Below are 24,508 nucleotides of genomic sequence, written 5' to 3' on the forward strand. Positions count from 1 at the left end.
CCTCAAAGTAAACGAAATGATGATTAGTCAGTAATAACTGTATGAACTAATTTAGGAGCCACTGCTGTTTCAGCGATAGAGATGTTCTCATAAATTTTTGCTTTTACATCTTCTACATTTTCACGATTTGCGTAGATTGTTACGAATGGCTCGCCTTCTTTTACTGCATCGCCAACTTTTTTACGTAACATTAATCCTACTGCTAAATCGATTTCATCTTCCTTCGTTGCACGACCTGCACCAAGTAACATAGCTGCAATACCAATCTCATCTGCAACAATGTTAGAAATAACACCTGAAGTTTTTGCAGGTACATCAATTACATACTTCGCCTGTGGCATTTTTTCTGGATTGTCTACAATTGAGCTATCTCCGCCTTGATTGCTTAAGAACTCTTTAAACTTCTCAGTTGCTTTTCCGTTTTTCATCACTTCAATTAGCATTTCACGAGCTTCTTCTAACGTATTTGCTTTTTTCGCAAGTACGACCATTTGGCTACCTAATACAAGTACTAATTCTGTTAAATCTTCTGGACCTTCACCTTTTAACGTATCAATCGCTTCTTTTACTTCTAGAGCGTTACCAATCGCAAAACCAAGCGGTTGTGACATGTCTGAAATAACAGCCATAGTTTGACGTCCTACATTATTTCCGATACGTACCATTGCATGTGCTAATTCTTTTGCATCTTCTTCTGTTTTCATAAATGCACCAGCACCTGTTTTTACATCAAGTACGATTGCGTCAGCACCTGCTGCAATTTTTTTACTCATAATTGAACTTGCAATGAGAGGAATTGAGTTAACCGTTCCTGTTACATCGCGTAATGCATAAATCTTTTTATCTGCAGGTGTTAAGTTTCCTGTTTGTCCAATAACAGCTACTTTGTCACGGTTTACAATATCAATGAACTGCTCTTTCGTAATTTCAACGTGGAATCCTTCTACCGCTTCTAATTTATCAATTGTTCCGCCTGTATGTCCTAAACCACGACCAGACATTTTTGCTACTGGTACATCTAAAGCAGCTACTAATGGTCCTAATACTAATGTTGTCGTATCACCAACACCGCCAGTTGAATGTTTATCTACTTTAATTCCTTCAATTGCTGATAAGTCGATCGTTTCTCCAGACTCAACCATCGCCATCGTTAAATCTGCACGTTCGCGATCTGTCATATCTTTAAAGAAGATTGCCATTGCAAGCGCACTCACTTGATAATCAGGAATACTTCCGTCTGTATATCCATTAATAAAGAATTTGATTTCTTCAGTCGTTAATTCTTTGCCGTCACGTTTTTTTGCAATAATATCTACCATTCTCATTACAATCACCATTCCTTTTTATATTATATGAATCTATTAAAATAGTAAGCCAACGATTGTTGCTGATAAGAAACTTACTAATGTTGCACCGAATAGTAATTTCAAACCAAATCTTGCGACTACATTCCCTTGCTTTTCATTTAAACTCTTAACTGCTCCTGCAATAATCCCAATTGAAGAGAAGTTTGCAAATGAAACTAAGAATACAGAGATAATCGCTGTCGTTCTATCTGAGAAATTAAAGTTTCCTTGTGCTAAATCTGTCATAGCGACAAATTCATTTGATACTAATTTTGTTGCCATAATATTTCCGGCATTAACTGCTTCATGCCAAGGTACACCCATAATAAATGCAAATGGTGCAAATGCATAACCAAGAATTTCTTGGAATGAAATACCGATTACACCTTTAAATACCGCATTAATGAATGCGATAAGAGCAACGAAACCGACTAACATAGCTGCTACTGTAATCGCAACTTTAAATCCATCAATAATGTATTCCCCTAATACTTCAAAGAAAGTCTTTTTCTCTTCTTCTTGTACTTCTAACATATCTTCTTCCTCAGTAACTTCATACGGGTTAATGATAGAAGCAATGATGAAGCCACCGAATAAGTTAAGCACTAAAGCGGTTACAACATATTGTGGTTTTAATAACACCATATATGATCCAACGATAGACATAGAAACTGTAGACATTGCTGATGCACATAATGTATACATTCTTTTCTCTGGCAATAACCCTAGTTGTTTCTTAACTGAAATAAATACTTCCGATTGTCCTAAAATCGCTGATGCCACAGCGTTATATGATTCTAGTTTCCCCATTCCATTTACTTTACTTAATGCTAGACCGATAGATTTCACAATAATAGGTAATACTTTAATATGTTGCAAAATACCTATTAAGGCTGATATAAATACGATTGGCATTAATACACTTAAAAAGAACGAAAACTCTTTTTGATTTACTAATCCACCAAATACGAAATTCACACCGTCAGCAGCATATTTTAATAGCTCTCCAAAACCATCTGCTATTCCGCTTATTAATATATTCCCTACACTTGTATTTAATAATAGAAACCCCAAAATGAATTGTAATATAACCATCGTTATGATTGGGCGATATTTGACTTTCTTTCTATCATTACTAGCAAGCCAAGCGATACCTAAAATCAATACGAGGCCTAAAACACCGATTAAGTATTTCATAAGCCGTCTCCTCCCATTCGTATCCGCTTACATTTTTTTCAATTATTAAAGCAATAGATACACTTTACTTTGTGTATCTATTGCTTTTGACTTCATTAATGATTAGTAGTTATCTGTAGCACCTTTTGCATCATTTAATACGATTGCAACACTAGCACTTGCTCCAACGCGAGAAGCTCCAGCAGCTACCATTTTTTCTGCATCTTCACGTGTACGAACGCCACCAGATGCTTTTACACCAACGTTTGGTCCTACTGTTTTACGCATTAATGCGATATCTTCAGCAGTTGCTCCGCCAGTTGAGAATCCAGTTGAAGTTTTTACGAAGTCAGCACCAGCTTTTACTGATAATTCACAAGCGCGTACTTTCTCTTCATCTGTTAATAGACAAGTTTCAATGATTACTTTTACAAGAGCTTTTCCTTTTGCTGCTTGTACTACTTCATAAATGTCTTTTTCAACAAGTTCGTTGTCGCCATCTTTTAAAGCGCCTACGTTGATTACCATATCAACTTCAGTTGCACCTTTTGCAATCGCATCTTTTGTTTCAAATGCTTTTGTTTCAGTCGTGCTTGCTCCTAATGGGAAACCGATTACAGTACAAACATCTACATCATGTCCAGCTAATTCTTCAGCAGCTAGCTTCACCCATGTAGGATTAATACAAACAGAAGCGAATTTATATTCCTTTGCTTCTTCGATTACTTTCATAACATCTTCTTTTGTAGAATTAGCTTTTAAAATTGTATGGTCAATTAACTTTGCAATGTTCATCATCTTCACTCCTCATATCTTTTAACAACTTCATTCTAACCCTTAGTTGAACAAATGTAAATACACTTTTGAAATTTTGTTCATTCTTTTTTAAAAGGAATTTTCTTGTAGTAAATAAAGCGCATTCTAACAAAGAACATTTCAGATATATAATCAAAATTTTTATGTTAACAATGGTAGTATGTATCTCCATATCCATAATTATTTTTAAAAAGGCAATTTGTGTTCAAAAAACTCCTATCATTCATACATAACAAAATAAAAGGCGTTCTCAAAATTAACATCTTGAGAACGCCTTTTATTTCTAATCTTTTTGATAATGTAATAATTCTTTTGCTGTATGCTGATCGATAATTAATACATTTGCATACCCGCCACGTAACGCACCATCAATTGCTTTTATTTTTCTATTACCACCTGCAACTAAAATAGAGCGTTTCTTTAATTTCAGTTCCTCTAACTCAATTCCAATGGTACGCTTATTGATTTCTTCGCTACTAATATTTCCGTCTCCATCAAAGAAACGTGAACAAATGTCACCGACAGCTTGTTTTTTCAGTATATTTGTTTCATCCTTATCTAAATATCCTAATCGGAATAATAGCGCTTCATCACGCACTGTTCCTACAGTGAAAACTGCAATATTTGCTTGTTTCCCCATTTCAATAATATGATGAATATGTCGATCCTGCTCCACTAATTCTTTTGTCACTGCATTATCAAATATAACTGGAAGAGGTAGATTTCTTGGCGTCGTTTGAAAGGCCTCTGCAAACAAAGCGATTGTCTCATTCGCATATGTATTTACACTCGAATGACTAATACCACCTTTTAGCTGGACAACCTCTACCCCTTTTACATGTTGCGGCACAATTTTCCTAGCGATTTCATACATCGTCATTCCCCAGCTTACACCAACGATATCACCGTTTTTAACCGTCTTTTCCATATACTCAGCAGCATATTTACTAATATATTCTGTAATCGTTGCATATTCCGGAACTGGAGAAAATACAACATGTGCCTCTAATAAGTTATACTTTTCTTTCAGTAAATTCCCGACGTTATCTAAATCTGCAAATGGATCAGCGATGCTAATCTGAACAAACCCTTTCTCTTTCGCGTACTTTAACAATCTAGAAATCGTCGGTCTTGAAATATTTAATTTGTTAGCAATTTCTTGCTGACTATAATCTGATTGATAATATAATCTTGCAACTTCAACGCTTAATTGTTGTTTATCTTTTTCCATAGTAACTCATTACAAATCCCTTCCTGTATTTCCCTTTCGTTACAAGCATTATACAGCTTTATGCACAAAAATTCGACTACCGAATTTTATTTAACTGAACTTCTATTACGCTTATTATATATAATGAAACCGTTCAATAAGAAACATGAAACATCATCTAAAAACTACCTTTGCTAAAAAACTATTCAAATACCCCTTATAAACAGAAGATACTATTTATAAGGGGTATTTATTCAATTTAATTTTATAAAAATTGGATGGAAACAATGCAAGTTCTCACTTATTTAGAATAGGATAAAAGATGATGTTTTATTTGTTCAATAAAATAATGATGGTGTATATTATCGTTAGATACTCGACTTGCCATAATAGCTCCCTCCATTGAAGATGCAAGAAAAGAAGCGAGCGATATAATATCTATATCTTCTTTAAGTTCTTGTTTCTCTATTCCTTCTTTTATGAGAGAAGCCATTAACATTACTGTATCATCATAACCTTTTGCTGCTGCTTTTTGTAATTCTGGAAATACTCCAGTACTTTCAATTGCGCTATTAAGTAATGGACAGCCTCCAGCAATAGGAGGATTATTAGCTGCATCTTGATATACAAGGAAAATTGCAAGGATTTTATCAATTGCTGTCTTTTTATTTTCCATTGCTTTATGAAAATGACTCCACATAATCTCACCACTTTTGTCGTAGGCAGCAAGGACAATTTCTTCTTTACTTTTGAATCTACGATAAATAGATCCTTTAGGTAGTTCAGTAGCTGTCATTATATCCTGGATGGATGTGCGAGTTATCCCATTAGTATTAAATAAATATAAAGATGTTTCAATAATTTTTTCTTTAACCTTATCAACTTTAGTCATGCTTTGTAATCCTCCTAATGAAAACGATCCTAATATTCTAGGTAATGTTTACCCTCTATTTTCTTAATTTTTTTGTAAGTATAAATAAGTTTGGAACAGAAATATCTTATCAATCCCTATCTTATGGAAACCTCAAACAATACAGTTTGAAAAGAAGTTAATCAAATTGTATTACCTATATAACTTAAGTGAATTTTCTGTCAAAACAATATGACCAATTGTTTAATTCAGTCATATTATACAACTAATTTTACCTAAAATCGTAGAGGTGTAAAAATATATAGTTAATTTTAACGTATAGACATATGATTATTATATATAATTTTTATTAATATGTTTAGCTAAAGTGTTTGAACTACCCCCACTTTCACTTCGTATATTAGGCTCCCGCAGTCCTTGCAGTTAAAAGTCTTATCACTTCATTCTATCAAAAGCTAATTGTCAAAAGTTAATGAGTACTGAAATTTGCTTGTAAATAAGCAACTGAGGTATAAATATATTTGTTGTTTACCATTTTTATTTTATTAATAATTTATAAAAGGGGTTTAAAAAACTAGAAACTTATAGTATCATTAGTTTCCGAACCGAACGGTCCGGTTCGGTATCTATATAAGTATATTTTAGAAGGAGAACCTAATGCAGAAAGAAAATTCAAAGATTCTAAGTAATTTCATTATGGAGGTAACAAAGTGAACTTTATAAAAACGAATACAAAAGAAATTATTTTGCTAATAATTTATACACTGTTTATGGCATTTCAAATTGGCTTGTTCATATTATTTGGCATATCCCTTTTAACTAACAGCAATATAGTTGAATCAGAATTTGCTCTTATTGCCATCGGTTTAACTGTCCCTGCTATTGTGGGAATAATTTTCTTTAGGAAAGAAATCATTGAAAGTTTTACTTATTTTAAAGAAAAGACAATTTTGAAAGTAGTAAGTATTCCTATGGTGGTTTTACTTATGGTAATTGTAGAACAGGCTGTTCTACGTTTTCTAACAACTGGCCAAGAGAACCAAGAACAGCTACTTGAAACGGGCACAGGGGTACCTCTTATATTTACATTGCTTGTATTCGGTATTTTCGGTCCAATACTTGAAGAAATTATTTTTCGTCATATAATATTAAATCGTTTTTCACATTATATTGGTACTGCTATTGCATCTATCATTTCAATTTTTCTTTTTACATTCATTCATACGAACCAGCTTTCGGATTATGCTTTTTATTTACCTGGTTCGGTGATACTCACTGCGGCTTATCTTATTTCTAACAGATCCCTTGCATATGTTATAGCGATACATATGTTAAACAATTCTATCGCTTTTATTCAATTGCATATGCAATAGTAGGTTTTGATGCAAAAATAATATATGTTTTTATCGAGTGTTTTGAGCATCAGAACCGCTTTTTCTATAGCATAAGAAAGCTAATCAAAAATTATAATATATTAGGAGAGTGTCATTCATGATTGTAACAACAACTTCTGGAATTCAAGGTAAAGAGATTATTGAGTATATTGATATTGTAAATGGTGAAGCTATTATGGGTGCAAACATTGTACGCGATGTATTGGCTTCCGTTCGTGATGTTGTCGGTGGTCGTGCCGGTGCTTACGAAAGTAAATTAAAAGAGGCACGTGATATTGCGATGGATGAAATGAAAGAACTAGCAAAACAAAAAGGTGCGAACGCTATCGTTGGTGTTGACGTAGATTACGAAGTTATTCGCGATGGAATGTTAATGGTTGCTGTCAGTGGTACAGCTGTACGTATATAAGTAAATGAAAAAACGGTTCCTCTTGGAATTTATACTTTGAGGGGAAATCCTGATTCTGTTGCAGATTTTAAAGAATAACAAGAGATGTTTATAAATCATTGTACGTCGAAAAACACAGTTTGAGTGTAAACTGTGTTTTTTATATAGAGGCCTCATCACTATCAAGCTAAAAATCTTATGTTAACTTGTGCAAAAAGTCTATTTTTTCGATTTGGGGTAATTTTGAATCCTTAAGTTTATGGGCATGTGGTGGTACCCTAATACTGTACAACTTTTTTATAAATGGTTGTAAGGTTCTACGTTTTTGACCATTCTGTACAACGATAACTTTGGTTTATTGATTTCACCTGTAATTTGGTAGCCTATCCTCTGATACAATTTAATAGCAAGTTGGTTCTCTTTCTTTACTGTCAGAGAGCATTTGGAAAAGCCTTGCAACGAAGCTTGCTCCTCTGCAAATTCAAGTAATCTGGTACCTATCCCTAGTCCTCGACTTTCGGGCAGTAAGGCAATTGTTCCGATGTGAAACTCATCATCTTCTCCCTCCTTCAAGGTAAACATGGAATAAAGCATTTTGAAATTCAGAATGTTATAAACAACAAAACCCAGCTTTCGGAACGAAAGCAGCTGTTTAAAAGTGGGCCAGGTAAGACGATTTAAAACGGGTATGGGATAGCAAGTAATCATCCCTAAAGTTTTCCCATCCATTTGAGCTTCATAGGCGTATTGATGACTAAAACGGTTGTTCTCCTGCCGCCATAGCTTACAAAATGTCCAATCGACTGTGTTCTTCTCCTCAGATCCTGCAAGTGGAAACGCCATGTATTCCAATGCCATTACATTTAGCTGGGCGCCGACCATGGATTGATGAACAGCCTTTACAATAGAGATTTTATTCATTATCCTATTGCTCCTTTTCACTTTCTATATTATTAATATTAATTATCATGGATTTGAATCAGTTCACTTCCCTCTCAATTCATCCTTAGCTTTGAAACCATAATAAAATGTATTTAAAACAAGCTCTGCAGCAGATTTTTTAGCCACATTTCCTTCATGTACCTGTTCCCAGGTATGGAAAAGCAGAGCATAAAGCGTATTCAAAATCCATTCACTGCTAACTGTTTGCTGAAAGTAACCTCTTTGTTGTAGCAATTCAATAACGCGTCTTAAGGGTTCCCTCAGCTTCTCTTCTGCTTCACCTAATTCTTTGTTGTTAAATACAGATGCATCATGACCTAGAAAATAGATTTTGTCACCTAAAGGGATTAACGCTTCAATGAGTTCCGGGATATAGTTTTCGCTTCTTTCCTCATCCAGTGGAATCTGGTTTACAGTATCACTTACCAGTTGTATAGCCCGATGGCCCAAGAACAGCATCAATTTCTCCCTGCTTTCGACGTAGCGATGGAGTGTAGCAATTCCAATTCCCGCATATTCCGCAATTTCATTCATCGAAGCAGTAGGATTTTCAACAAGCAATATAGTAGCTGAATCAAGAATTGCATTAAATCTCGCTTCCTTCAACGCTGACAAGTCTTTCTTCATCGTCAATCTCTCCCTTTTTCTGTATAATGTCGTCATTTTTGATAGATAAATATATCATTTGATATTATAATAAACAATCTCAAATAAAGTGTCCAGCTGCTGAATGTAACTTTTCAAAAAGAATTATATTCCTGAAACTGATAGTACTTTGAATGTTTCATTTTTAGCATTTCATTATTTAGATAACGATGAAGAAATTAAATTCTTTAATGTAATAAATACAAGAGCCAAAGGAAATGGTACGAGTTACTTTCTGCATAAAGTTATCGGTTTATTTTAAAATTCACTTCCGGGTATTGGGTTATCAGCCTTTTAAGGGTTGAGCCGTCATCCTTCTGTTTTACATACTGGTCAAAAAATGCCAGGCTGAATTCGTTAATAATACGATGAACTTCCTTTGGATTTTCACCTGGGCTCTGCAACAGAGGTGAGAACAAATGTAAATCGGTAAAACTTGTATGATCCGTATGAGGAATGACCATTGACATACCACCGCCAGCTAACCCGCGTCCGTATCGCTCCCTCACTTCAAAGGGATCTGCTTCATCAGGCTCTTCTGCATTCATGAGCAGAAATGGTTTTCCAATGCCACTTTCAGGCAAGATTTCACCATACAATGTACCATCCATATTGATAGCTGCTTTGACACGAGAATCTTTTGCAAGTATTTGTGCTGCGGTAGCTCCACCGTAAGAGTGGCCAAACATTCCAATTCGCGAGGTATCCAGTCTTCCTGTAAAGAAACCGGTCTCATCGTTTTCGTTAAGTTTCTCTATCTGATTAAGGACAAAGCTGACATCTTCCTCCCATAATTTTATGTGGCTATCTCCTTCATCAGTTAAATTGATGGGCTGTACGTAAGCAGTTCGACCACCTGGAAAGACGGTAGCTGCAGCATCAAAGGTATGATCGATACTTAGAACAATATATCCTTGACTAGCCAACTCCTCAACTTGAAACGTGTTTTGATTACGAAAACCATTAAAACCATGAGAGAAGAGTAATATGGGATAGTGATTCTCTGAGTCTGAGAGTTGTAAATCCATAAACGAATGAGACTTTACCAATTCCATGTGGCTGAATGCAAATGCAGGAATAGACAATGTTTTTTCCAATCCCTTGGAAAGCTCATTTATGTTACGAATATAAGGTTCTGGATCCCCCTTGCTTTTTTCAGCTGCAGGATACCAAATTTGCACCATCAGTTCGCGCCGATTATTTGGATTTTTCGAATATGGTTCATTTCTCTGATGATCAACCCAATGATATAGCTTCGTACCGATCCTATGTGGACCAGTTGGTTCTTCAAATGAAAATACTGGCATAAGTAAGGGTAGCGCAACTGCTACAAACAAATAGATACATAGTAACGAAGTCTTAACTATGAATATACCCGAACTTCTAAAGCCCTTTTTCTGCCCAGTTAATAAATAGCATAAAATTAAGATAACTGGGGATACATATGCCGGAATCATCTGCCACCTAAAACCTTCTGCCAATAACTGAACTGTAACCATTACAACGGCAATCAAAGTAGCTAATTTAGACCACTTTTTCGTTTCTCTGCCTATTAACAGTATCCAACTCAATAGACTAAAATTCACTACTATCAAAACAACTTCCCAGAAATTCATTGGCCTATCTCCTTTGCATGCATTTTACTTCTAATTAAAGAGGTTGTTTTCAGCCTAAGCAAAAGCAGGTGAAACACCTATATAGTTGCACCGATTATGCTAATCGTTTCATCCACTCTACTCCTTTATTCAAATTAAAAACTTAAAATGCCCAGCTACCTTTACGGAAAATTGGTTCTACAGTTCCATCTGGTAGAATACCGTCGATGTCCATCTCACTGCTGCCAATCATAAAGTCCTCATGTGTTACTGAAATATTTGCCCCTAACGTTTCAAGCTGATCGTTTTCTAGATCTCTTCCACCCTCTAAGCAAGTTGGATAAGCTTTACCAATCGCTAAATGGTTCGATGCATTTTCATCAAACAATGTATTAAAATATAAAATTCCCGATGCTGAAATTGGTGATTCATGTGGTACAAGTGCTACTTCACCTAAATAGCAAGAGCCCTCATCCACATTAATAAGCTCTTGTAATAAATCATGTCCTACCTGTGCTTCAGCTTTAACAATTTTTCCTTCTTCAAATGTCAGTTTAAAGCCATCGATAATATTCCCTTGATAAACTAATGGTTTTGTATTGCTTACATAGCCATTTACACCTTGTTTCATCGGTAACGTATAAACCTCTTCTGTCGGCATATTAGCCATAAAGATAGTATCATCAGGAGTTTTACCACCTCCAGTAACCCATTTATGCTGTGGTGCTAATGCAATTGTTAAATCAGTACCTGGCGCTGTATAGTGAAGCTTCATATATTTTTTATCGTTCAGTAGGACCGCACGAGATTCTAAATTTGTTACATGTTCACGCCATTTTTCAATAGCACTGCCGTCACCAATACGAACAGCTTTAAAAATAGCCTCCCATAATGCTGGTACTTGATCCTCAGTTGCTAAACCTGGGAACACCTTCGATGCCCACTTTGGTGAAGGAACTGCTACCATCGACCAAGCTATTGAATCCTTCATTACGGCGTTGCGATTGTTTCTCAGAGCAGCTCCTGCTACCTTTTGATAGGTAGCTAGACGATCAGATGAAATACCTGTAAATTTATCAGGATCTGTAGCATCTATCATTAATAGTGCTCCTTTACGTTCGATCAGCTCATCATTCATTTTGACTATCCACTCTGGGAAGCGATTAAATTCTTCATCTGAGGCATAATCAAAGTAAGCACGTTCCATTTCTTCATCCGAAAAATTAACATGAACACGCCCTGCCCCAGCCTTATAAGCCTCTTTCACAACTATACGGGCGAAATCCAATGCATCCACTGATGTATTGACTAATAAGTATTGCCCTGGTTGAATATTGACACCGATTTTCACCGTAAGTTCTGCATATGCTTGTAATTTTTCTTCAAAAGTCATATTATTTACCTCGCTTTTATTAAATTGGTTTTGAATTCCCCTCACTAACCTGCTTTCATACCATACTTTCTAAACTTTGATTCAATTAATATTGATTTGTTTTTCAAAAAATCTAATCGAAGGGTATCAAACACTACATAAAGTTATAGAGTTCTTTATTGTGAAAGCTCACTCATTTCTTCCCAATCTTTTCAATGCTGCTGTACCTAAAGACTTACCATCAATGGGGCGTTTAACATTCTCAATCACTCCTTTATCTTTACAAAAGCATTTTTGATAGATAAACATATCATTTGAAATAAGATTAAATCATTTTAAATGAATTATCAAGCCATAAAATTTAATTTTTAAAAAATTCGGTAAAAAACCATATAAAAATAGATTCTATCAAAGGGAGCGATAACGAAAAGATTTTTATACACACATGGATAAAACACATGACAAACTTATATATAATTGCAAGCTCAACTCTCACAAAAAACAGGATAAAAAAATAAACAGCAGAACTAGTCCACTGTTTACTTTGCCACACCTTCATGTAATTTTTCTGTATAATCCTTTACATCTTTCCAGCTATCTTTCGCTGTATGTAAATCTTCTTTTATAAACGTAAACTCTTCCGGACTAATTCCTTTTACGTTTTGTAGTAAATTATTATATTTTGCACCTACTGTATACCATTGATTTGATATGTTTTGTAGTGCTGTAATTGCTGCATCAATTGTTTCTGTCATGTTTGTTGTTTTATTTTTTACATCAGTCAAAATTACGACTTCTGCTTGTGCTCCTGAAATTCTATCTTTTAAATTGGCGATTTCTCTTTCTGCATTTGCGATATCTTTTTTCGCAACCGCAATCATCGGCCCGCCAGCAAGACATGTTATTAGAGCTACGCAAAGTACGCCACCAGCAATGACCATATCATTACTCTTTTTAATCGAATCGTTATATGTATTTATTTGTTGCTCTAGAGCTGGAATACCAGCATTCGTACTTGCCAATATCGATGTTAACTGATTTGTATCCTCTTTGAAACTATTTGTATCTTTCGCCATTCTATCGCGAAAAGCTTTCAAATTTCCTAATAATCCATCTACCTCATTTTGATTCTTTACAATATCCGCATACAACTTTTCTAAATCCGCTTTTAATTTCCCGCTATCCTTTTGATCAATCGCTATTAACATGTCATTATAATACGATTGAAAAGTATTATTGTAATTTATAATATTTTGATCTGTTTTCATAATTTGAGGCTTCATATTATTTAACCAATATGCTGCATTAATTTTTGCATCTCTTTGATGCTGAATCATATTCCCTTTAAATTCACTATTAATCGAACTTATTTTACTTAAATCCGTCTCTTGTTGATTTTGAATTAATTTTGCATATGAATCCATTGCAAATATGCTTGATGTCGTTTGTGCCATTACATCTTGGAATCCTGCTGGTCCAAGAGAATAGTTTTTCACATTTTCTTGTAGCACCGTTACATTTTGTTCTGCTGCAAAAGGATGTAAAGGAAATGCGTTACTCGTTGCCACCCCAGCAATCATTACCGCTAAAAGACATTTTTTATAAAATCGTTTCTGCATATTTTTCACCTATTCTCTTTATAAGGATATCAAAAGCTCCTGCTCACAACTGAACAGGAGCTTCAAATCATTCATCAACACTTAACGCCCTAACGATTCGTATTCGATTATGCTTTTTTCGTATCTACTACTTTAATATCTTCAGCATAAATCTTTTCTGCATAGTCTTTAATGTTTTTCCAGCTATCTTTCGCAATGTTTAAATCTTCTTTAATGAAAACAAGATCGTTTGGACTAATTGAATCCACATTTTGAAGTAAAGAATTGTATTTTGATCCCATTGTATACCATTGGTTTGAAATGTTTTGCAACGCTGTAATTGCAGTATCAATCGTATTTGTTAAATACTCAGTTTGTGTTTTAATGTTCGTTAACCCAGCTACTTCTAATTGAGCAGTTGTAATTTGTCCAGTTATTTTTTGAATTTCAGCTTGTGCATTGTCAAGTTCTTTCTTCGCTAATACGATACCAGCTGTACCACCGCCTACAGCTGCTGCACCACCTGCAATTAATGCGACTCCTAGCGGTGTTCCTGCGCCCGTAGCAATAACTACTGCACCACCAATAATTGCAATTGGTCCTAGAGCTGTCGCAACAGATGAACCGATAATAATTGCATTATATTTACTAATTGCTTCATTGTACGTTGTAATTTGATTTTGCAGAAGGGGAATCCCTGCATCTTGACTAGCTAATATAGATGTAATTTGATTTGCATCACCCTTGAAATTTTGCGTATCCGACGTCATTTTATTTCGGAATTTCTTTAAGTCTTCTACTAACTGATCCACTTGTGCTTTATTTTCATTAATACTACTTGATAATCTAGTTAGGCCTTTCGTAAGAGTCGCTTTATCTTTTGCATCTACCGCAGCAACTAAAGTATCATAATAGTTTTGGAATTTCGTATTGTAGTTAATGATGTTTTGATTCGTTGAAATAAGCTGTGGCTTTAATACATCTAACCATTGCTTCGCATTTCCTCTAGCTGTATCTTGGTGCTGAATCACTTTTCCTTTTAAAGCTGCATCAACAGTCGATACATTTCCAAAGTTAACATTACCTTGTTTAATAATTGTTAAAGCATACAGATCCATTACTAAAGCATTTGAACCTGTTCTTTCCATTGCATCTTTCAAGCCTTCTGGTCCTAATGAATATTCTTCATAGTCATTATAAGCTTTTGCTACCGCATGAACTGGAGCTTGTTTCACTGTACTTTCAGCTGCATACGTATGAGCCGGCATAATATTTCCTGCTGCAAATACTGCCATCAGTGCTGATAGAGCCATTACTTTATAAGGTTTTTTTGTCATTTTTCTTCTCTCCCTATATCGCTAATTATTTTTCTGTTTAATGTACTTCAACGTTTGTAACGTAATCTTCAAATTGATTTGTTTGCTTATTCATTTCATCACTTACTTTTTTAATTTGATTGAAATGTTTTTGAAGTAAACTACTGTCTGTATACGTGCCTTCTTCAACATTTGTTTGAATTTGGATCATATTATTATTTAAAACTTTCCAATCCGTTAATAACGTTTCTAAAGTTGTAATTTGACGATCAATTAATTCTGTAAAGCTATTTACTTGATCTTCAACAAATGTAATTTGAGTCGCTTCTGCTTCAGTTTGTGATAACTTTTGAATAAGTGGCAATAACTCTTTTTGCTTTTGTTGAATGCGAAGAGCTGCTTCCCTCGTTTGACTATCTGCGGCATTTACAATTTCATTACTTAAAGTACCGATAGAAACAAAATCGATTGTTTTCGTTTGTGCAGTTTGATTTGTGATTGTAAATACTTGTTTACCGATATTAATAGAACCTTTAATGATTTCTTGAGGTCTATTCAAAATAGTAGTTAGTTCAGCTTGAATTTCCCCTTGAATCCTTTTAATATCTTCTCTTAATTTCACAATATCTCCGCTTGATCCTTGCAGTGTTTTTATTGCTTCATCGGCTTTAATTGATAAGTTGTTACTATCTTTATCTAATACTGTTTTAAATCGATTTAACTCTAATAAATCTTGCTCCATACTCTCTTGGATGCTCTGTACTTGCAATTGTAATTTTCCATATGCACTCATAAAATCTGATTTTGCTTGCTGATCTTCATTTACGTTTCCTGCTAGTTCATAGAGCTTACTATAATAGCTATTGAATCTAGTGCTGTATCTCATCATCTCTTGATTTAAGTCAATTAGCTTCGGATTATATTCATCAATCCACTCTCGTACATTCGCCTTTGCAAACTTTTGATGATTCGTTAAGCTACTCATCGCATTTACCTTAATGTCTGGCTGTTGCAAAATAATTAATCCGTATGCTTGAATAAGCGGTGATTGTGATCCTAACATTCTAATTGAATTGGATAATGTATTTGGAGCAATTACATTTTGCGCATATACTGTTTTCACTTCCGTTTGCCCCTCCTTAGCGTAAGCGCTTACAGGAATGAAGCAACTCGTAGATACTGCTGTAACCAATAACCCTGTAATTAAAGTTTTTTTCACTTTAACTCCTCCTATGTATTAGCAACTATTACTATCGCATTTTATTATTCTATTTTCTTGCATATAATTTAAGATAGTTAAAATAGAGGACGTACTCACCGTGATTGACGTACGAACCATCTCTCCCAACTGTTATTGCCACAGTACTTACTTATTGTTATAAACCTTTTCATATGTGCTTAGTATGAATAACATTGCATAAATTTTCTATCGACCCTCATTTTCCACATCGATACAGTGAATATATTACATAAAAATATTATTCATTTTAAACTTAATAACGTAAGTAAATATGAAATTCCGTTTTGTTTTCATATAAGTTTTGTACTGTAAGGTCATTTAAACACAGCTGTTTATATATCGTAAAGAAGTATTTTCATTCCCTTTATTTTCAAGCTTTCATGTCCTTATTTCAAAATATAATCCGATTCGCTTTATCGATTGAAATATCTACATATCACAACAGAAAACACTACTTTCAAATAACTAATTAAATTATATTAGTATAATTTTTAAGCCCATATGCAATTATGCATAGCATATACACAAAAAGGATAGCTTCATTTTCACAAAGCTATCCTTAAAAATCTTCTTATTTTTTCAAATGATATGGAACTGTCGTAATAACAACATTTCTTTTATAAAGTAAATACGCACGTATGAGTAAACTGGATTGATTATGAAGAATGTTATGCCAACCTTTTTTCGGAATAAACTGTGGTATAACGACCGTAACACGGTAATTCGATTCACTCGCCTTATATTGCACTGTATCGATAAACTTCGTTAGCGGCTGAATAATACTTCTATAATGGGAATGTAATGTAACAAGCCTTACTTCAGGTTGCCACTTCTTCCATTTCTCTTCAAATTTCTTTTCCTCTTCTCTGTCAAAAGCAACATATACTGCGATAACTTGATCTGCCGAAAGAGATTTCGCATAGTTCAATGAATTTTCTACTACATGGGTCATACCTGCTACAGGAACGACAATTACATTCCCCTCAATTGGAATAAGAGGTTCGCAAGTTTTTAAACTTAATTGATCACCCACTGCATCATAATGCTTCTTAATTCGATGGAATAAGAAGATAATAACTGGTAAGAAAATAAGAATCGACCAAACTTGTGCAAATTTAGTTAAAAAGAACATGCTCATTACGATAAAACTAATAACTGCACCAATTAAATTAACCGTTAATCTTAAAGCCCATCCTTCAGGCTTTTCGCGAAGCCATTTTAATACCATCCCTGTTTGAGAAAGTGTAAATGGAATAAATACACCTACTGCATATAACGGAATTAAATGTTCTGTTTGTCCTTGGAAAGCTACAATTAAAATAATCGAAGCAACTCCAAGTATAATAATACCGTTTGAGTAACCTAGACGGTCTCCTCTAATCGTAAACATTCTCGGTATGAATTTATCTTTTGCAAGGTTAACCGCTAATAAAGGAAATGCAGAATAACCTGTATTAGCAGCGAGAATTAATATTAAAGCTGTTGTACCTTGTATGAAATAGTACATGAAATTACGTCCAAATGTTTGTTCAGCAATTTGAGAAACAACTGTTACTTCTTTACTCGGAGTCACTCCGTAATAATAAGCTAAAAATACAATTCCTGAAAATAACACAGCAAGTAATGCACCCATTGCAAGCAATGTTTTTGCAGCATTGTTTGGCGCAGGATCTTTAAAGTTCGGAATTGCATTTGAAATTGCTTCAACACCTGTTAAAGCAGAACTACCTGATGCAAATGCTCTTAACAGTAAAAACAAACTAATACCCGCAACCGGCGTTCCGATCGGCGTGTGTAAAGTTGGTGAAACGTGACCAGTCAAAATATTATATATGCCTACACCAATTAATATAAATAGGGCTAAAACAAATAAATAAACAGGATATGCTAAAACAGAAGCTGATTCCGTTACTCCTCTTAAATTTAAGATCGTAATAAATATAACAAATATAATCGCAATGATTACATTATGTGCATGTAAACTAGGAAAAGCAGATGTTAGCGCATCTGTACCTGCAGATACACTTACCGCAACAGTTAAAATATAGTCGACTAATAAAGATCCTCCAGCAATTAAGCCTGGATTCATCCCTAAATTTTCTTTTGATACAACATACGCTCCCCCGCCATGCGGATAAGCAAAAATAATTTGACGATAAGATAAAATAAGGGCTGTCAATAATACTAATACCCCAACAGCGATCGGAATGGAATACCAATAAGCGATCGCTCCCACACCTGCTAAAGCAATTAAAATTTGTTCTGGACCGTAAGCAACTGATGACAATGCGTCAGAAGATAAAATAGCTAAAGCTTTCGTTTTATTAAGCTTTTGTTCTCCAAGCTCTGTTGATTTTAACGGTCTTCCAATTAAAAATCTTTTAATAGATGAAACCAATGCTGTCCACTCTCCAATAATTTTGTACGAACTTTTCTGCTTGTTACAGCCAGTAAACTATTTCTTCAGAAAACAAAAAATGTCTACAAGCCATAGCGAAATAGACTTGTAGACATTATTTTTTTTGTCGCACAAGCTCCACCTTCCTTCTCAATATAACGCTTACGAGGTTAGCTGTCGGATTCGGGCCTATGAGTAGCCCTACCTTTTTCAAGGATTCACCCCATCGGATTATGTACTAATCCGTAAAAACGGGTCCCCCGTACCATGCGGTTTCAGCGATTTAGAAAATTGAAACTGTGGATTATAATACTCCTTTATTTTCAAAAAGTAAACAAAAATTTTTAATAAGAAAAAAATTAAAATGATTGCGCATAATCCACTGAGAAATATACATAATGAATACTAAAAAATCCGCAAAGGAGACCCATATGTCTAAAGAAAAGAAGCCTATTTTTTCCGATTCATATTTAGATGCAGTAGCAAATGAAATTAATCAGTTATATGGTAAACGTGAACAGGAAATAAATTTGACAGATAGAACGAAAAGAAATAAATAATTTGTCATACAAAAAAATAAAAAAGATAGCAATACACTTATATATTGCTATCTTTTTTATTTTTTCATACATCTAATTCTATTACAGATTTGTTAAAGGTCATCTCTTCATACACCTTTAAATTTTGATATATAGATTCTAATAATGGTGCCGCTATAGAAAATTTCTCTGCTACATCCAGTAAATATCCTTGCAAGTGCTTCCCTTCAATAAACGAACCCTTTTCCATATCACGTTGCATTGATGACTTCATATCATACGAAATTTTATCAATCGTTTTCATATGTTCCTGGGCAATATTTTCCTTTACTGGAGCTCCTAATACTCTCATGATTTGTACAGATTCCTCAAACACATTACGGATAAAATCACGGCCGCCTTCACTTTCACGGATTGGTCCAATTGGTGCACGCATTAACGTTGTCACACCTGACATTACAGTAATAAATAAATATTTATGCCACATATCTTGCGTAATATTTTCACTTAAAACAAAACTAGATTTCGTACCTGAAAATGCTTTAGAAATATGCTTTACTCTCTCTGAATTTTGAGACTTAATTTCTCCAAACACAAGTCTGTTGGCAGCGCTAGTTTGTACAATTTCTCCTTGATCGTTTAACGTCGTCTCGATAAAGCATAAACCGCCAATTACTTTTTCTTCGCCGAATTCTTTTTGTAATAGCGATAAATGAGCGATACCATTTAACAATGGAATGATTACAGTATTTTCGCCAACAAACGGCTTCAAATCTTGAATTGCCTCGTTTAAGTGATACGCTTTTGTTGAAAATAAAATGACATCAAATGGAGAAGTTCTCTCTTCTTTCGTTATTAATTTCGGTTGAAAGGAAAAATCCCCGTTAACACTTCGGATTACAAGTCCTCTTTCCTCTAATTGTTTTTTCCGTTTACTACGAACAAGAAATGTAACATCTTCTCCCTTTTCGACTAATCTGCCACCAAAAAATCCTCCGACTCCACCAGCGCCTAATACTAAAATCCGCATACAGCATCCCCCTTTTCAAAATAAAATTTTATAACTTTTAGTATACATAACATTATACATGTCCTCTGCTAAATAAGCTGAATTTTCACTCTCAATCGGGTATAAAACAGTGGTTATTTTCAAATAAATTTGGGCATGTTGTTTCTATAGCATATACGGAAAGGAAACAATGTAGATGGAGGCAATACAAGCAATTGAGGAAAAAGATGTAGCAACAGCTATATTTCAATTTATATTCCCGTTTTCTTTTAAAACTGGATATGAACAAAATATGTTCCCTTTCTTACAAAAAAACGATTTTCGTCCTTTTCGGCTCGATCATCTCGATGATGAAAATACATATTATGGGGAGTTTAAAGTTTCACATCAAAATATGGAAGCATACTATCTTTCATTTACCAATAAAATTCTCTTTCCTCACTCAGAGCATCAAAAGGGCTTGCAACGTTATTCAAAGGACCTTAACTTAACTGGACATTTAACAACAAACCTTATTTCAATTCCATTCAAGATACACTCTATTGATGTAACACTTTGTCCTTATGAACTTGGCTTCTTAACAATTCGAACAGAAGTAAACACTGCTCCAAACATGACTTTATCTGAAGCAATCGAATTCGCTGCTCGCTTCCGTGTACTTGAAACTAAAAATGATACAAATGAGACTATTTGTATTGAATGTAACGGAAAGAAGTATTCCCAAGTTGAAAAATTCATTTTTGGTTATTTATTTCATGGTGTAACTGATTTCTTTGAAAAGAAGAGATTAAGAAGTTCATACTTTCAAACCTTCCCTTTCTTTGAAGACCAAAGAATGTACGTTCAAACTTTATTGTCACTAAAAGAAGGTATGGAACTTAATGAAGTAGATGTTTATCGTACTTCTAGTCTTTCCGGATTAACAAGTGATGGTAAGCCCTATGTGAGTGCAAATAACCTTCCTTACATTCATGACTATTTAAAAAAACACGCTTACCAGAGATGGGCTCCAAATCGTTATTTCATTATGGAAGAACATATTTTTACATGTGTAACAAATGAAGGCGAACGCGAAATCTCTAAACTTGCTAGTCAAATGTACGGAGAATTTTATTACGCTTTACTATTAAACCTATTCCATAAAATTGTTTTATTAAAAATGGCAAACGCCTATGCTGAGCTAAACATTGAACAAGATACTAATGAAATAGAGAAATTAATTTATTCGATCAATTCGTTCACTGCTAATTATTTTTCTTTAGAATTAGTATCCCAATCACAAAGTGAAGATATTTTCTTCCGCTTAAGAAAACTTTTTAATATTGAGGTTCTATACTCGAACGCGAAACAAAATCTTGATAGTTTGTTTAAATATCAAGAAAATGTCGCCTCTAAAAAAGATAGCCTTTTATTATTAATTTTAACGCTCTACTCTGTAGTGGGCCAAATGTTAGGGTTTACTATGATTGACCTTTTAAGAAACACCGATTCAAACAAAATATCGTCCCCTCTTGAATTTTTCGCTCTATTAATTGCGATTAGCGGCATTGTCATTTCACTTATTTTAGGAGCCCAAAGTTTATACCAATGGGGTCTACAACATAAACGAAGAAAAGCTTGGGTAAAACAAACTGTACTTTCTGCCGTTAAAGAGAAAGAAGATAAAAATTAAAGAAGATTATTTTCAAATTCTTGGCCCGCTGCAGTAAGTGAAATTTTTACCAGCGATTTTCCGATTATATCGGCGCAACTCGAAATATATCAGCGATTTTTTTAATATATCGACTTACCGACAAAAACCGACAAATAACAGGACCGGATAATAAAAAAAGGGTGCTCCAAAATTAAACTTGAAGTACCCCTTTTATTATACGAATTCAGTTTACTTCCCTGCTTCGATTTGCTCTAATGCAGCAGCTACTTGCTCTTCCGTTAATTCATGTTGTATTACGTAGCGGTTACGTGGACTTACACGACATTCATGAGAACATGCACGTAAATATTTCGCTTCGTTTTCTTCAGAACATAAAATTTTCTTATTACATTCTGGATTTGAACAGTTTACATAGCGCTCACAAGGTTCACCTGTAAAGTGGTCTTTACCAACGATAACATGTTCTTTTTGGTTTACTGGTACAGCAATACGCTCATCGAACACGTAACATTGTCCATCCCAAAGCTCACCTTGTACCTCTGGGTCTTTTCCGTACGTTACAATTCCGCCGTGAAGCTGACTTACATCTTCATAGCCTTCACGAACTAACCAACCAGAAAACTTCTCACAACGAATTCCACCTGTACAATAAGTTAAAATCTTTTTACCTTCAAGTACTTCTTTATTTTCACGAATCCAATCTGGTAATTCACGGAATGATTCGATATCAGGTTTAATCGCACCTTTGAAGTGACCTAAATCAAACTCATAATCATTTCGTGCATCAATGATAACTGTATCTTCTTGTTTCATTGCTTCATAAAAATCTTTTGGTTCTAAATACTTGCCAGTTATTTCGTGTGGGTTAATGTCATCTTCTAGACGAAGTGTAACTAACTCTGGACGAGGACGCACGTGCATTTTCTTGAATGCATGACCATCAGCTTCATCTATTTTAAATACGATACCGTCAAAACGTGGATCATTGTTCATTGCTTCCATGTATTTCTCTGTTTGTTCTACAGTTCCAGAACAAGTTCCGTTAATACCTTCTTTCGCTACAAGAATTCTTCCTTTTAATTCAAGTGAATTACAAAATTCTAAATGCTCTGCCGCGAATTCTTCTGGGTTTTCAATTGTTGTGTACATGTAATATAGTAATACTCTGTATGGTTTTGTAGTTGCCAATGTATTTCTACCACCTATCTAATTTTTAAAATCATGTATAAGTTAACGTTCATATCAAAACATATATAATAAGAAAATGAATCCCATTTTCTTTTCTTTATACTATTTTCTATCAGTTAACAAAAATAAAAAACAAGATTACACATCAAAACACTATGGTTATGTTGTAATCCCAATATATTATATATCATACAAATGCAATTCCATCAATTAATATGCTGTATTATCGGCTTTATGTTCACATAAATTTCAAAATTAACCCTTTAATTTATTATGTTTCCCCACGTCATCACACCATAAACTCCCAATTTATTTTACGTTATCACACCATCCATTGCATAAAGGCATATAATTTGCATTAAGGAAACTTTCGTGTTCAAATGAAATTATCATATAACATATTTAAATGTATTGAAATAATGAGTAAGAATAAATACAATAATTTCATCAAGTTAACATTTTAAAGGGGAAAACTACTATGAATAAAGATATAACAAAAGATGAACATCTCCCTTCTGAAAGTACAACCGTACAATCAGCTCACTTAGCTTTAAGTGGAGAAACAAAAGGCTGGAAAAGACTGTTACCATTTTTAGGACCCGCTTTTATCGCGTCCGTTGCTTATATTGATCCTGGCAACTTTGCTACAAATATCGCAGCTGGTTCACAATATGGATATTTACTATTATGGGTTATACTCGCTTCTAACTTAATGGCTGTATTAATCCAAACTTTATCGGCTAAATTAGGAATTGCTACAGGAAACAATTTACCCGAAATAGCTCGTGAAAACTTTCCAAAGCCTGTGTCTATCGGCTTATGGATACAAGGTGAACTAGTTATTATGGCTACAGATTTAGCGGAATTTATTGGAGCTGCATTGGGGCTTTACTTACTATTTGGAATCCCCATGCTACCTGCCGCTTTAATTACAGCAGCCGGATCATTTATTATCCTTGAATTTCAACGTAGAGGATTTCGTCCACTAGAAGCTATTATTACAGGAATGATTTTCATTGTAGTAATTGCTTTTGGGATTCAAGTTTTTTATGCAAAACCAGAATTAAGTCCCCTTCTTTCAGGACTATTTATTCCAAAATTCCAAGGTGTAGACAGTATATTACTTGCAGCAGGGATTTTAGGTGCGACAGTTATGCCGCATGCAATATACTTGCATTCTGCATTAACACAACGCCGTGTGGTCGGAACAACTGACGAACAAAAGAAAAAGATTTTTCGTTTCGAATTTATCGATATTATTATTGCAATGGTTATTGCTGGAGCAATTAATGCAAGTATGTTAATTGTAGCAGCTGCACTATTTTTTAAAAATGGCTTGCACGTTGAAGATTTAGATGTTGCTTACACTCAATTTACCAATTTAGTAGGTCCTGTATCGGCTGCATTATTTGGGATTGGACTTTTATCAGCAGGACTATCTAGCTCTTCTGTCGGTACAATGTCGGGTGATATTATTATGCAAGGTTTCATTCGCATGCATATTCCGTTATATTTACGCCGATTTATTACAATGATTCCACCACTAGTAATTATCGCTTTAGGTGTAAATCCAACATACGCTCTAGTCATGAGCCAAGTCGTCTTATCATTCGGTATTGCATTTGCATTAGTGCCACTTATTATGTTTACAAGTAATAAAAAGATTATGGGTGCACTCGTTAACCACCGCATAACAACATTTATCGCATGGATAATTGCTGCTCTCGTTATCGTTTTAAATATCTTCTTACTGTATCAAACATTTGTAGGGTAATGAAAAAGGGTATTCCAATTTTAATTTGGAATACCCT

The 24,508-nt window shown here is 34.4% G+C and carries 20 protein-coding genes and 1 riboswitch; of the genes, 5 read left to right on the forward strand and 15 right to left on the reverse strand.

The window, feature by feature from the left end; all coding sequences use genetic code 11:
* Window positions 1-23 precede the first annotated feature (23 nt).
* The 5 genes from MKY38_RS12825 to MKY38_RS12845 all read right to left on the reverse strand — a co-directional run bounded on the left by MKY38_RS12825 (window position 24) and on the right by MKY38_RS12845 (window position 5,440).
* A complete protein-coding gene (locus MKY38_RS12825) occupies window positions 24-1,325 on the reverse strand; it encodes a pyrimidine-nucleoside phosphorylase (protein WP_001983022.1) in 1,302 nt (433 codons plus the stop codon).
* Window positions 1,326-1,361: 36 nt separating this feature from the next.
* Window positions 1,362-2,543, reverse strand: a complete 1,182-nt coding sequence (locus MKY38_RS12830) for a NupC/NupG family nucleoside CNT transporter (protein ID WP_044795723.1) — start codon at window positions 2,541-2,543, stop codon at window positions 1,362-1,364.
* Between the two features lie 102 nt (window positions 2,544-2,645).
* Window positions 2,646-3,317 carry a deoxyribose-phosphate aldolase gene (gene deoC / locus MKY38_RS12835; protein ID WP_078385009.1) on the reverse strand — a complete coding sequence of 224 codons (672 nt, stop codon included), beginning with the start codon at window positions 3,315-3,317 and terminating at the stop codon, window positions 2,646-2,648.
* Window positions 3,318-3,621: 304 nt separating this feature from the next.
* Entirely contained in the window at window positions 3,622-4,569 is a 948-nt protein-coding gene (locus MKY38_RS12840) for a sugar-binding transcriptional regulator (RefSeq protein WP_046945400.1), read from the reverse strand.
* A gap of 280 nt (window positions 4,570-4,849) precedes the next feature.
* Window positions 4,850-5,440, reverse strand: coding sequence for a TetR/AcrR family transcriptional regulator (locus MKY38_RS12845; RefSeq protein WP_341049126.1), 591 nt, complete (start codon window positions 5,438-5,440; stop codon window positions 4,850-4,852).
* Window positions 5,441-6,129: 689 nt separating this feature from the next.
* Between MKY38_RS12845 and MKY38_RS12850 the strand changes: the two genes are divergently transcribed.
* Both MKY38_RS12850 and MKY38_RS12855 read left to right on the forward strand, forming a co-directional pair.
* On the forward strand, window positions 6,130-6,792 hold the full coding sequence (locus tag MKY38_RS12850) for a CPBP family intramembrane glutamic endopeptidase (RefSeq protein ID WP_046945401.1): 663 nt from the start codon (window positions 6,130-6,132) through the stop codon (window positions 6,790-6,792).
* 118 nt (window positions 6,793-6,910) lie between these two features.
* Window positions 6,911-7,222: a heavy metal-binding domain-containing protein gene (locus MKY38_RS12855; protein ID WP_065223460.1), complete on the forward strand. Its 312-nt coding sequence runs from the start codon at window positions 6,911-6,913 to the stop codon at window positions 7,220-7,222.
* Between the two features lie 276 nt (window positions 7,223-7,498).
* On the opposite strand, the gene MKY38_RS12860 is transcribed toward MKY38_RS12855, so the two are convergent.
* The 8 genes from MKY38_RS12860 to MKY38_RS12895 all read right to left on the reverse strand — a co-directional run bounded on the left by MKY38_RS12860 (window position 7,499) and on the right by MKY38_RS12895 (window position 18,307).
* Window positions 7,499-8,122: a GNAT family N-acetyltransferase gene (locus MKY38_RS12860; RefSeq protein ID WP_114555909.1), complete on the reverse strand. Its 624-nt coding sequence runs from the start codon at window positions 8,120-8,122 to the stop codon at window positions 7,499-7,501.
* Window positions 8,123-8,185: 63 nt separating this feature from the next.
* Window positions 8,186-8,770: a TetR/AcrR family transcriptional regulator gene (locus MKY38_RS12865; protein ID WP_000710981.1), complete on the reverse strand. Its 585-nt coding sequence runs from the start codon at window positions 8,768-8,770 to the stop codon at window positions 8,186-8,188.
* A 263-nt stretch (window positions 8,771-9,033) separates the two neighbouring features.
* Window positions 9,034-10,404, reverse strand: a complete 1,371-nt coding sequence (locus MKY38_RS12870) for an alpha/beta hydrolase family protein (protein WP_098014321.1) — start codon at window positions 10,402-10,404, stop codon at window positions 9,034-9,036.
* 142 nt (window positions 10,405-10,546) lie between these two features.
* Window positions 10,547-11,776, reverse strand: coding sequence for an aminopeptidase (locus MKY38_RS12875; protein WP_000141971.1), 1,230 nt, complete (start codon window positions 11,774-11,776; stop codon window positions 10,547-10,549).
* 518 nt (window positions 11,777-12,294) lie between these two features.
* Window positions 12,295-13,374 carry a non-hemolytic enterotoxin NHE subunit C gene (gene nheC / locus MKY38_RS12880; protein WP_001171992.1) on the reverse strand — a complete coding sequence of 360 codons (1,080 nt, stop codon included), beginning with the start codon at window positions 13,372-13,374 and terminating at the stop codon, window positions 12,295-12,297.
* 107 nt (window positions 13,375-13,481) lie between these two features.
* Entirely contained in the window at window positions 13,482-14,690 is a 1,209-nt protein-coding gene (gene nheB, locus MKY38_RS12885; protein WP_000162975.1) for a non-hemolytic enterotoxin NHE subunit B, read from the reverse strand.
* Window positions 14,691-14,727: 37 nt separating this feature from the next.
* Window positions 14,728-15,888: a non-hemolytic enterotoxin NHE subunit A gene (nheA, locus tag MKY38_RS12890; RefSeq protein WP_025710132.1), complete on the reverse strand. Its 1,161-nt coding sequence runs from the start codon at window positions 15,886-15,888 to the stop codon at window positions 14,728-14,730.
* A gap of 592 nt (window positions 15,889-16,480) precedes the next feature.
* Window positions 16,481-18,307 carry an APC family permease gene (locus MKY38_RS12895; protein ID WP_016122295.1) on the reverse strand — a complete coding sequence of 609 codons (1,827 nt, stop codon included), beginning with the start codon at window positions 18,305-18,307 and terminating at the stop codon, window positions 16,481-16,483.
* A gap of 144 nt (window positions 18,308-18,451) precedes the next feature.
* Window positions 18,452-18,598: riboswitch (cyclic di-AMP (ydaO/yuaA leader) on the reverse strand.
* A 140-nt stretch (window positions 18,599-18,738) separates the two neighbouring features.
* Here MKY38_RS12895 and MKY38_RS12900 point away from each other — a divergent pair.
* Window positions 18,739-18,867, forward strand: coding sequence for a hypothetical protein (locus tag MKY38_RS12900; protein ID WP_000031873.1), 129 nt, complete (start codon window positions 18,739-18,741; stop codon window positions 18,865-18,867).
* 64 nt (window positions 18,868-18,931) lie between these two features.
* Here MKY38_RS12900 and panE read toward each other — a convergent pair whose 3' ends face one another.
* Window positions 18,932-19,876 carry a 2-dehydropantoate 2-reductase gene (gene panE, locus MKY38_RS12905; RefSeq protein WP_341049127.1) on the reverse strand — a complete coding sequence of 315 codons (945 nt, stop codon included), beginning with the start codon at window positions 19,874-19,876 and terminating at the stop codon, window positions 18,932-18,934.
* A gap of 175 nt (window positions 19,877-20,051) precedes the next feature.
* Here panE and MKY38_RS12910 point away from each other — a divergent pair, with 175 nt between their 5' ends.
* Complete coding sequence (locus tag MKY38_RS12910) at window positions 20,052-21,527, forward strand: hypothetical protein (RefSeq protein WP_065223455.1); 1,476 nt, start codon at window positions 20,052-20,054, stop codon at window positions 21,525-21,527.
* 210 nt (window positions 21,528-21,737) lie between these two features.
* Here MKY38_RS12910 and trhO read toward each other — a convergent pair whose 3' ends face one another.
* Window positions 21,738-22,697, reverse strand: a complete 960-nt coding sequence (gene trhO, locus MKY38_RS12915) for an oxygen-dependent tRNA uridine(34) hydroxylase TrhO (protein ID WP_000246231.1) — start codon at window positions 22,695-22,697, stop codon at window positions 21,738-21,740.
* A gap of 478 nt (window positions 22,698-23,175) precedes the next feature.
* On the opposite strand from trhO, the gene MKY38_RS12920 reads away from it, so the two are divergent.
* Window positions 23,176-24,471, forward strand: coding sequence for an Nramp family divalent metal transporter (locus MKY38_RS12920; protein ID WP_001030679.1), 1,296 nt, complete (start codon window positions 23,176-23,178; stop codon window positions 24,469-24,471).
* Window positions 24,472-24,508: the final 37 nt, after the last annotated feature.

Origin of the sequence: Bacillus sp. FSL R5-0585 (assembly GCF_038004545.1) — a bacterium.
Lineage (GTDB): Bacteria > Bacillota > Bacilli > Bacillales > Bacillaceae_G > Bacillus_A > Bacillus_A cereus.

Bases quoted from the DNA above. Each gene is read 5' to 3' on its own strand.
- nheC (WP_001171992.1), bottom strand. From the start codon at position 13,374: ATGCAGAAACGATTTTATAAAAAATGTCTTTTAGCGGTAATGATTGCT.
- MKY38_RS12860 (WP_114555909.1), bottom strand. From the start codon at position 8,122: ATGAATAAAATCTCTATTGTAAAGGCTGTTCATCAATCCATGGTCGGC.
- MKY38_RS12875 (WP_000141971.1), bottom strand. From the start codon at position 11,776: ATGACTTTTGAAGAAAAATTACAAGCATATGCAGAACTTACGGTGAAA.
- MKY38_RS12900 (WP_000031873.1), top strand. From the start codon at position 18,739: ATGTCTAAAGAAAAGAAGCCTATTTTTTCCGATTCATATTTAGATGCA.
- MKY38_RS12855 (WP_065223460.1), top strand. From the start codon at position 6,911: ATGATTGTAACAACAACTTCTGGAATTCAAGGTAAAGAGATTATTGAG.
- MKY38_RS12830 (WP_044795723.1), bottom strand. From the start codon at position 2,543: ATGAAATACTTAATCGGTGTTTTAGGCCTCGTATTGATTTTAGGTATC.
- MKY38_RS12920 (WP_001030679.1), top strand. From the start codon at position 23,176: ATGAATAAAGATATAACAAAAGATGAACATCTCCCTTCTGAAAGTACA.
- MKY38_RS12865 (WP_000710981.1), bottom strand. From the start codon at position 8,770: ATGAAGAAAGACTTGTCAGCGTTGAAGGAAGCGAGATTTAATGCAATT.
- MKY38_RS12870 (WP_098014321.1), bottom strand. From the start codon at position 10,404: ATGAATTTCTGGGAAGTTGTTTTGATAGTAGTGAATTTTAGTCTATTG.
- MKY38_RS12910 (WP_065223455.1), top strand. From the start codon at position 20,052: ATGGAGGCAATACAAGCAATTGAGGAAAAAGATGTAGCAACAGCTATA.
- deoC (WP_078385009.1), bottom strand. From the start codon at position 3,317: ATGAACATTGCAAAGTTAATTGACCATACAATTTTAAAAGCTAATTCT.
- MKY38_RS12845 (WP_341049126.1), bottom strand. From the start codon at position 5,440: ATGACTAAAGTTGATAAGGTTAAAGAAAAAATTATTGAAACATCTTTA.
- MKY38_RS12825 (WP_001983022.1), bottom strand. From the start codon at position 1,325: ATGAGAATGGTAGATATTATTGCAAAAAAACGTGACGGCAAAGAATTA.
- panE (WP_341049127.1), bottom strand. From the start codon at position 19,876: ATGCGGATTTTAGTATTAGGCGCTGGTGGAGTCGGAGGATTTTTTGGT.
- MKY38_RS12840 (WP_046945400.1), bottom strand. From the start codon at position 4,569: ATGGAAAAAGATAAACAACAATTAAGCGTTGAAGTTGCAAGATTATAT.
- nheB (WP_000162975.1), bottom strand. From the start codon at position 14,690: ATGACAAAAAAACCTTATAAAGTAATGGCTCTATCAGCACTGATGGCA.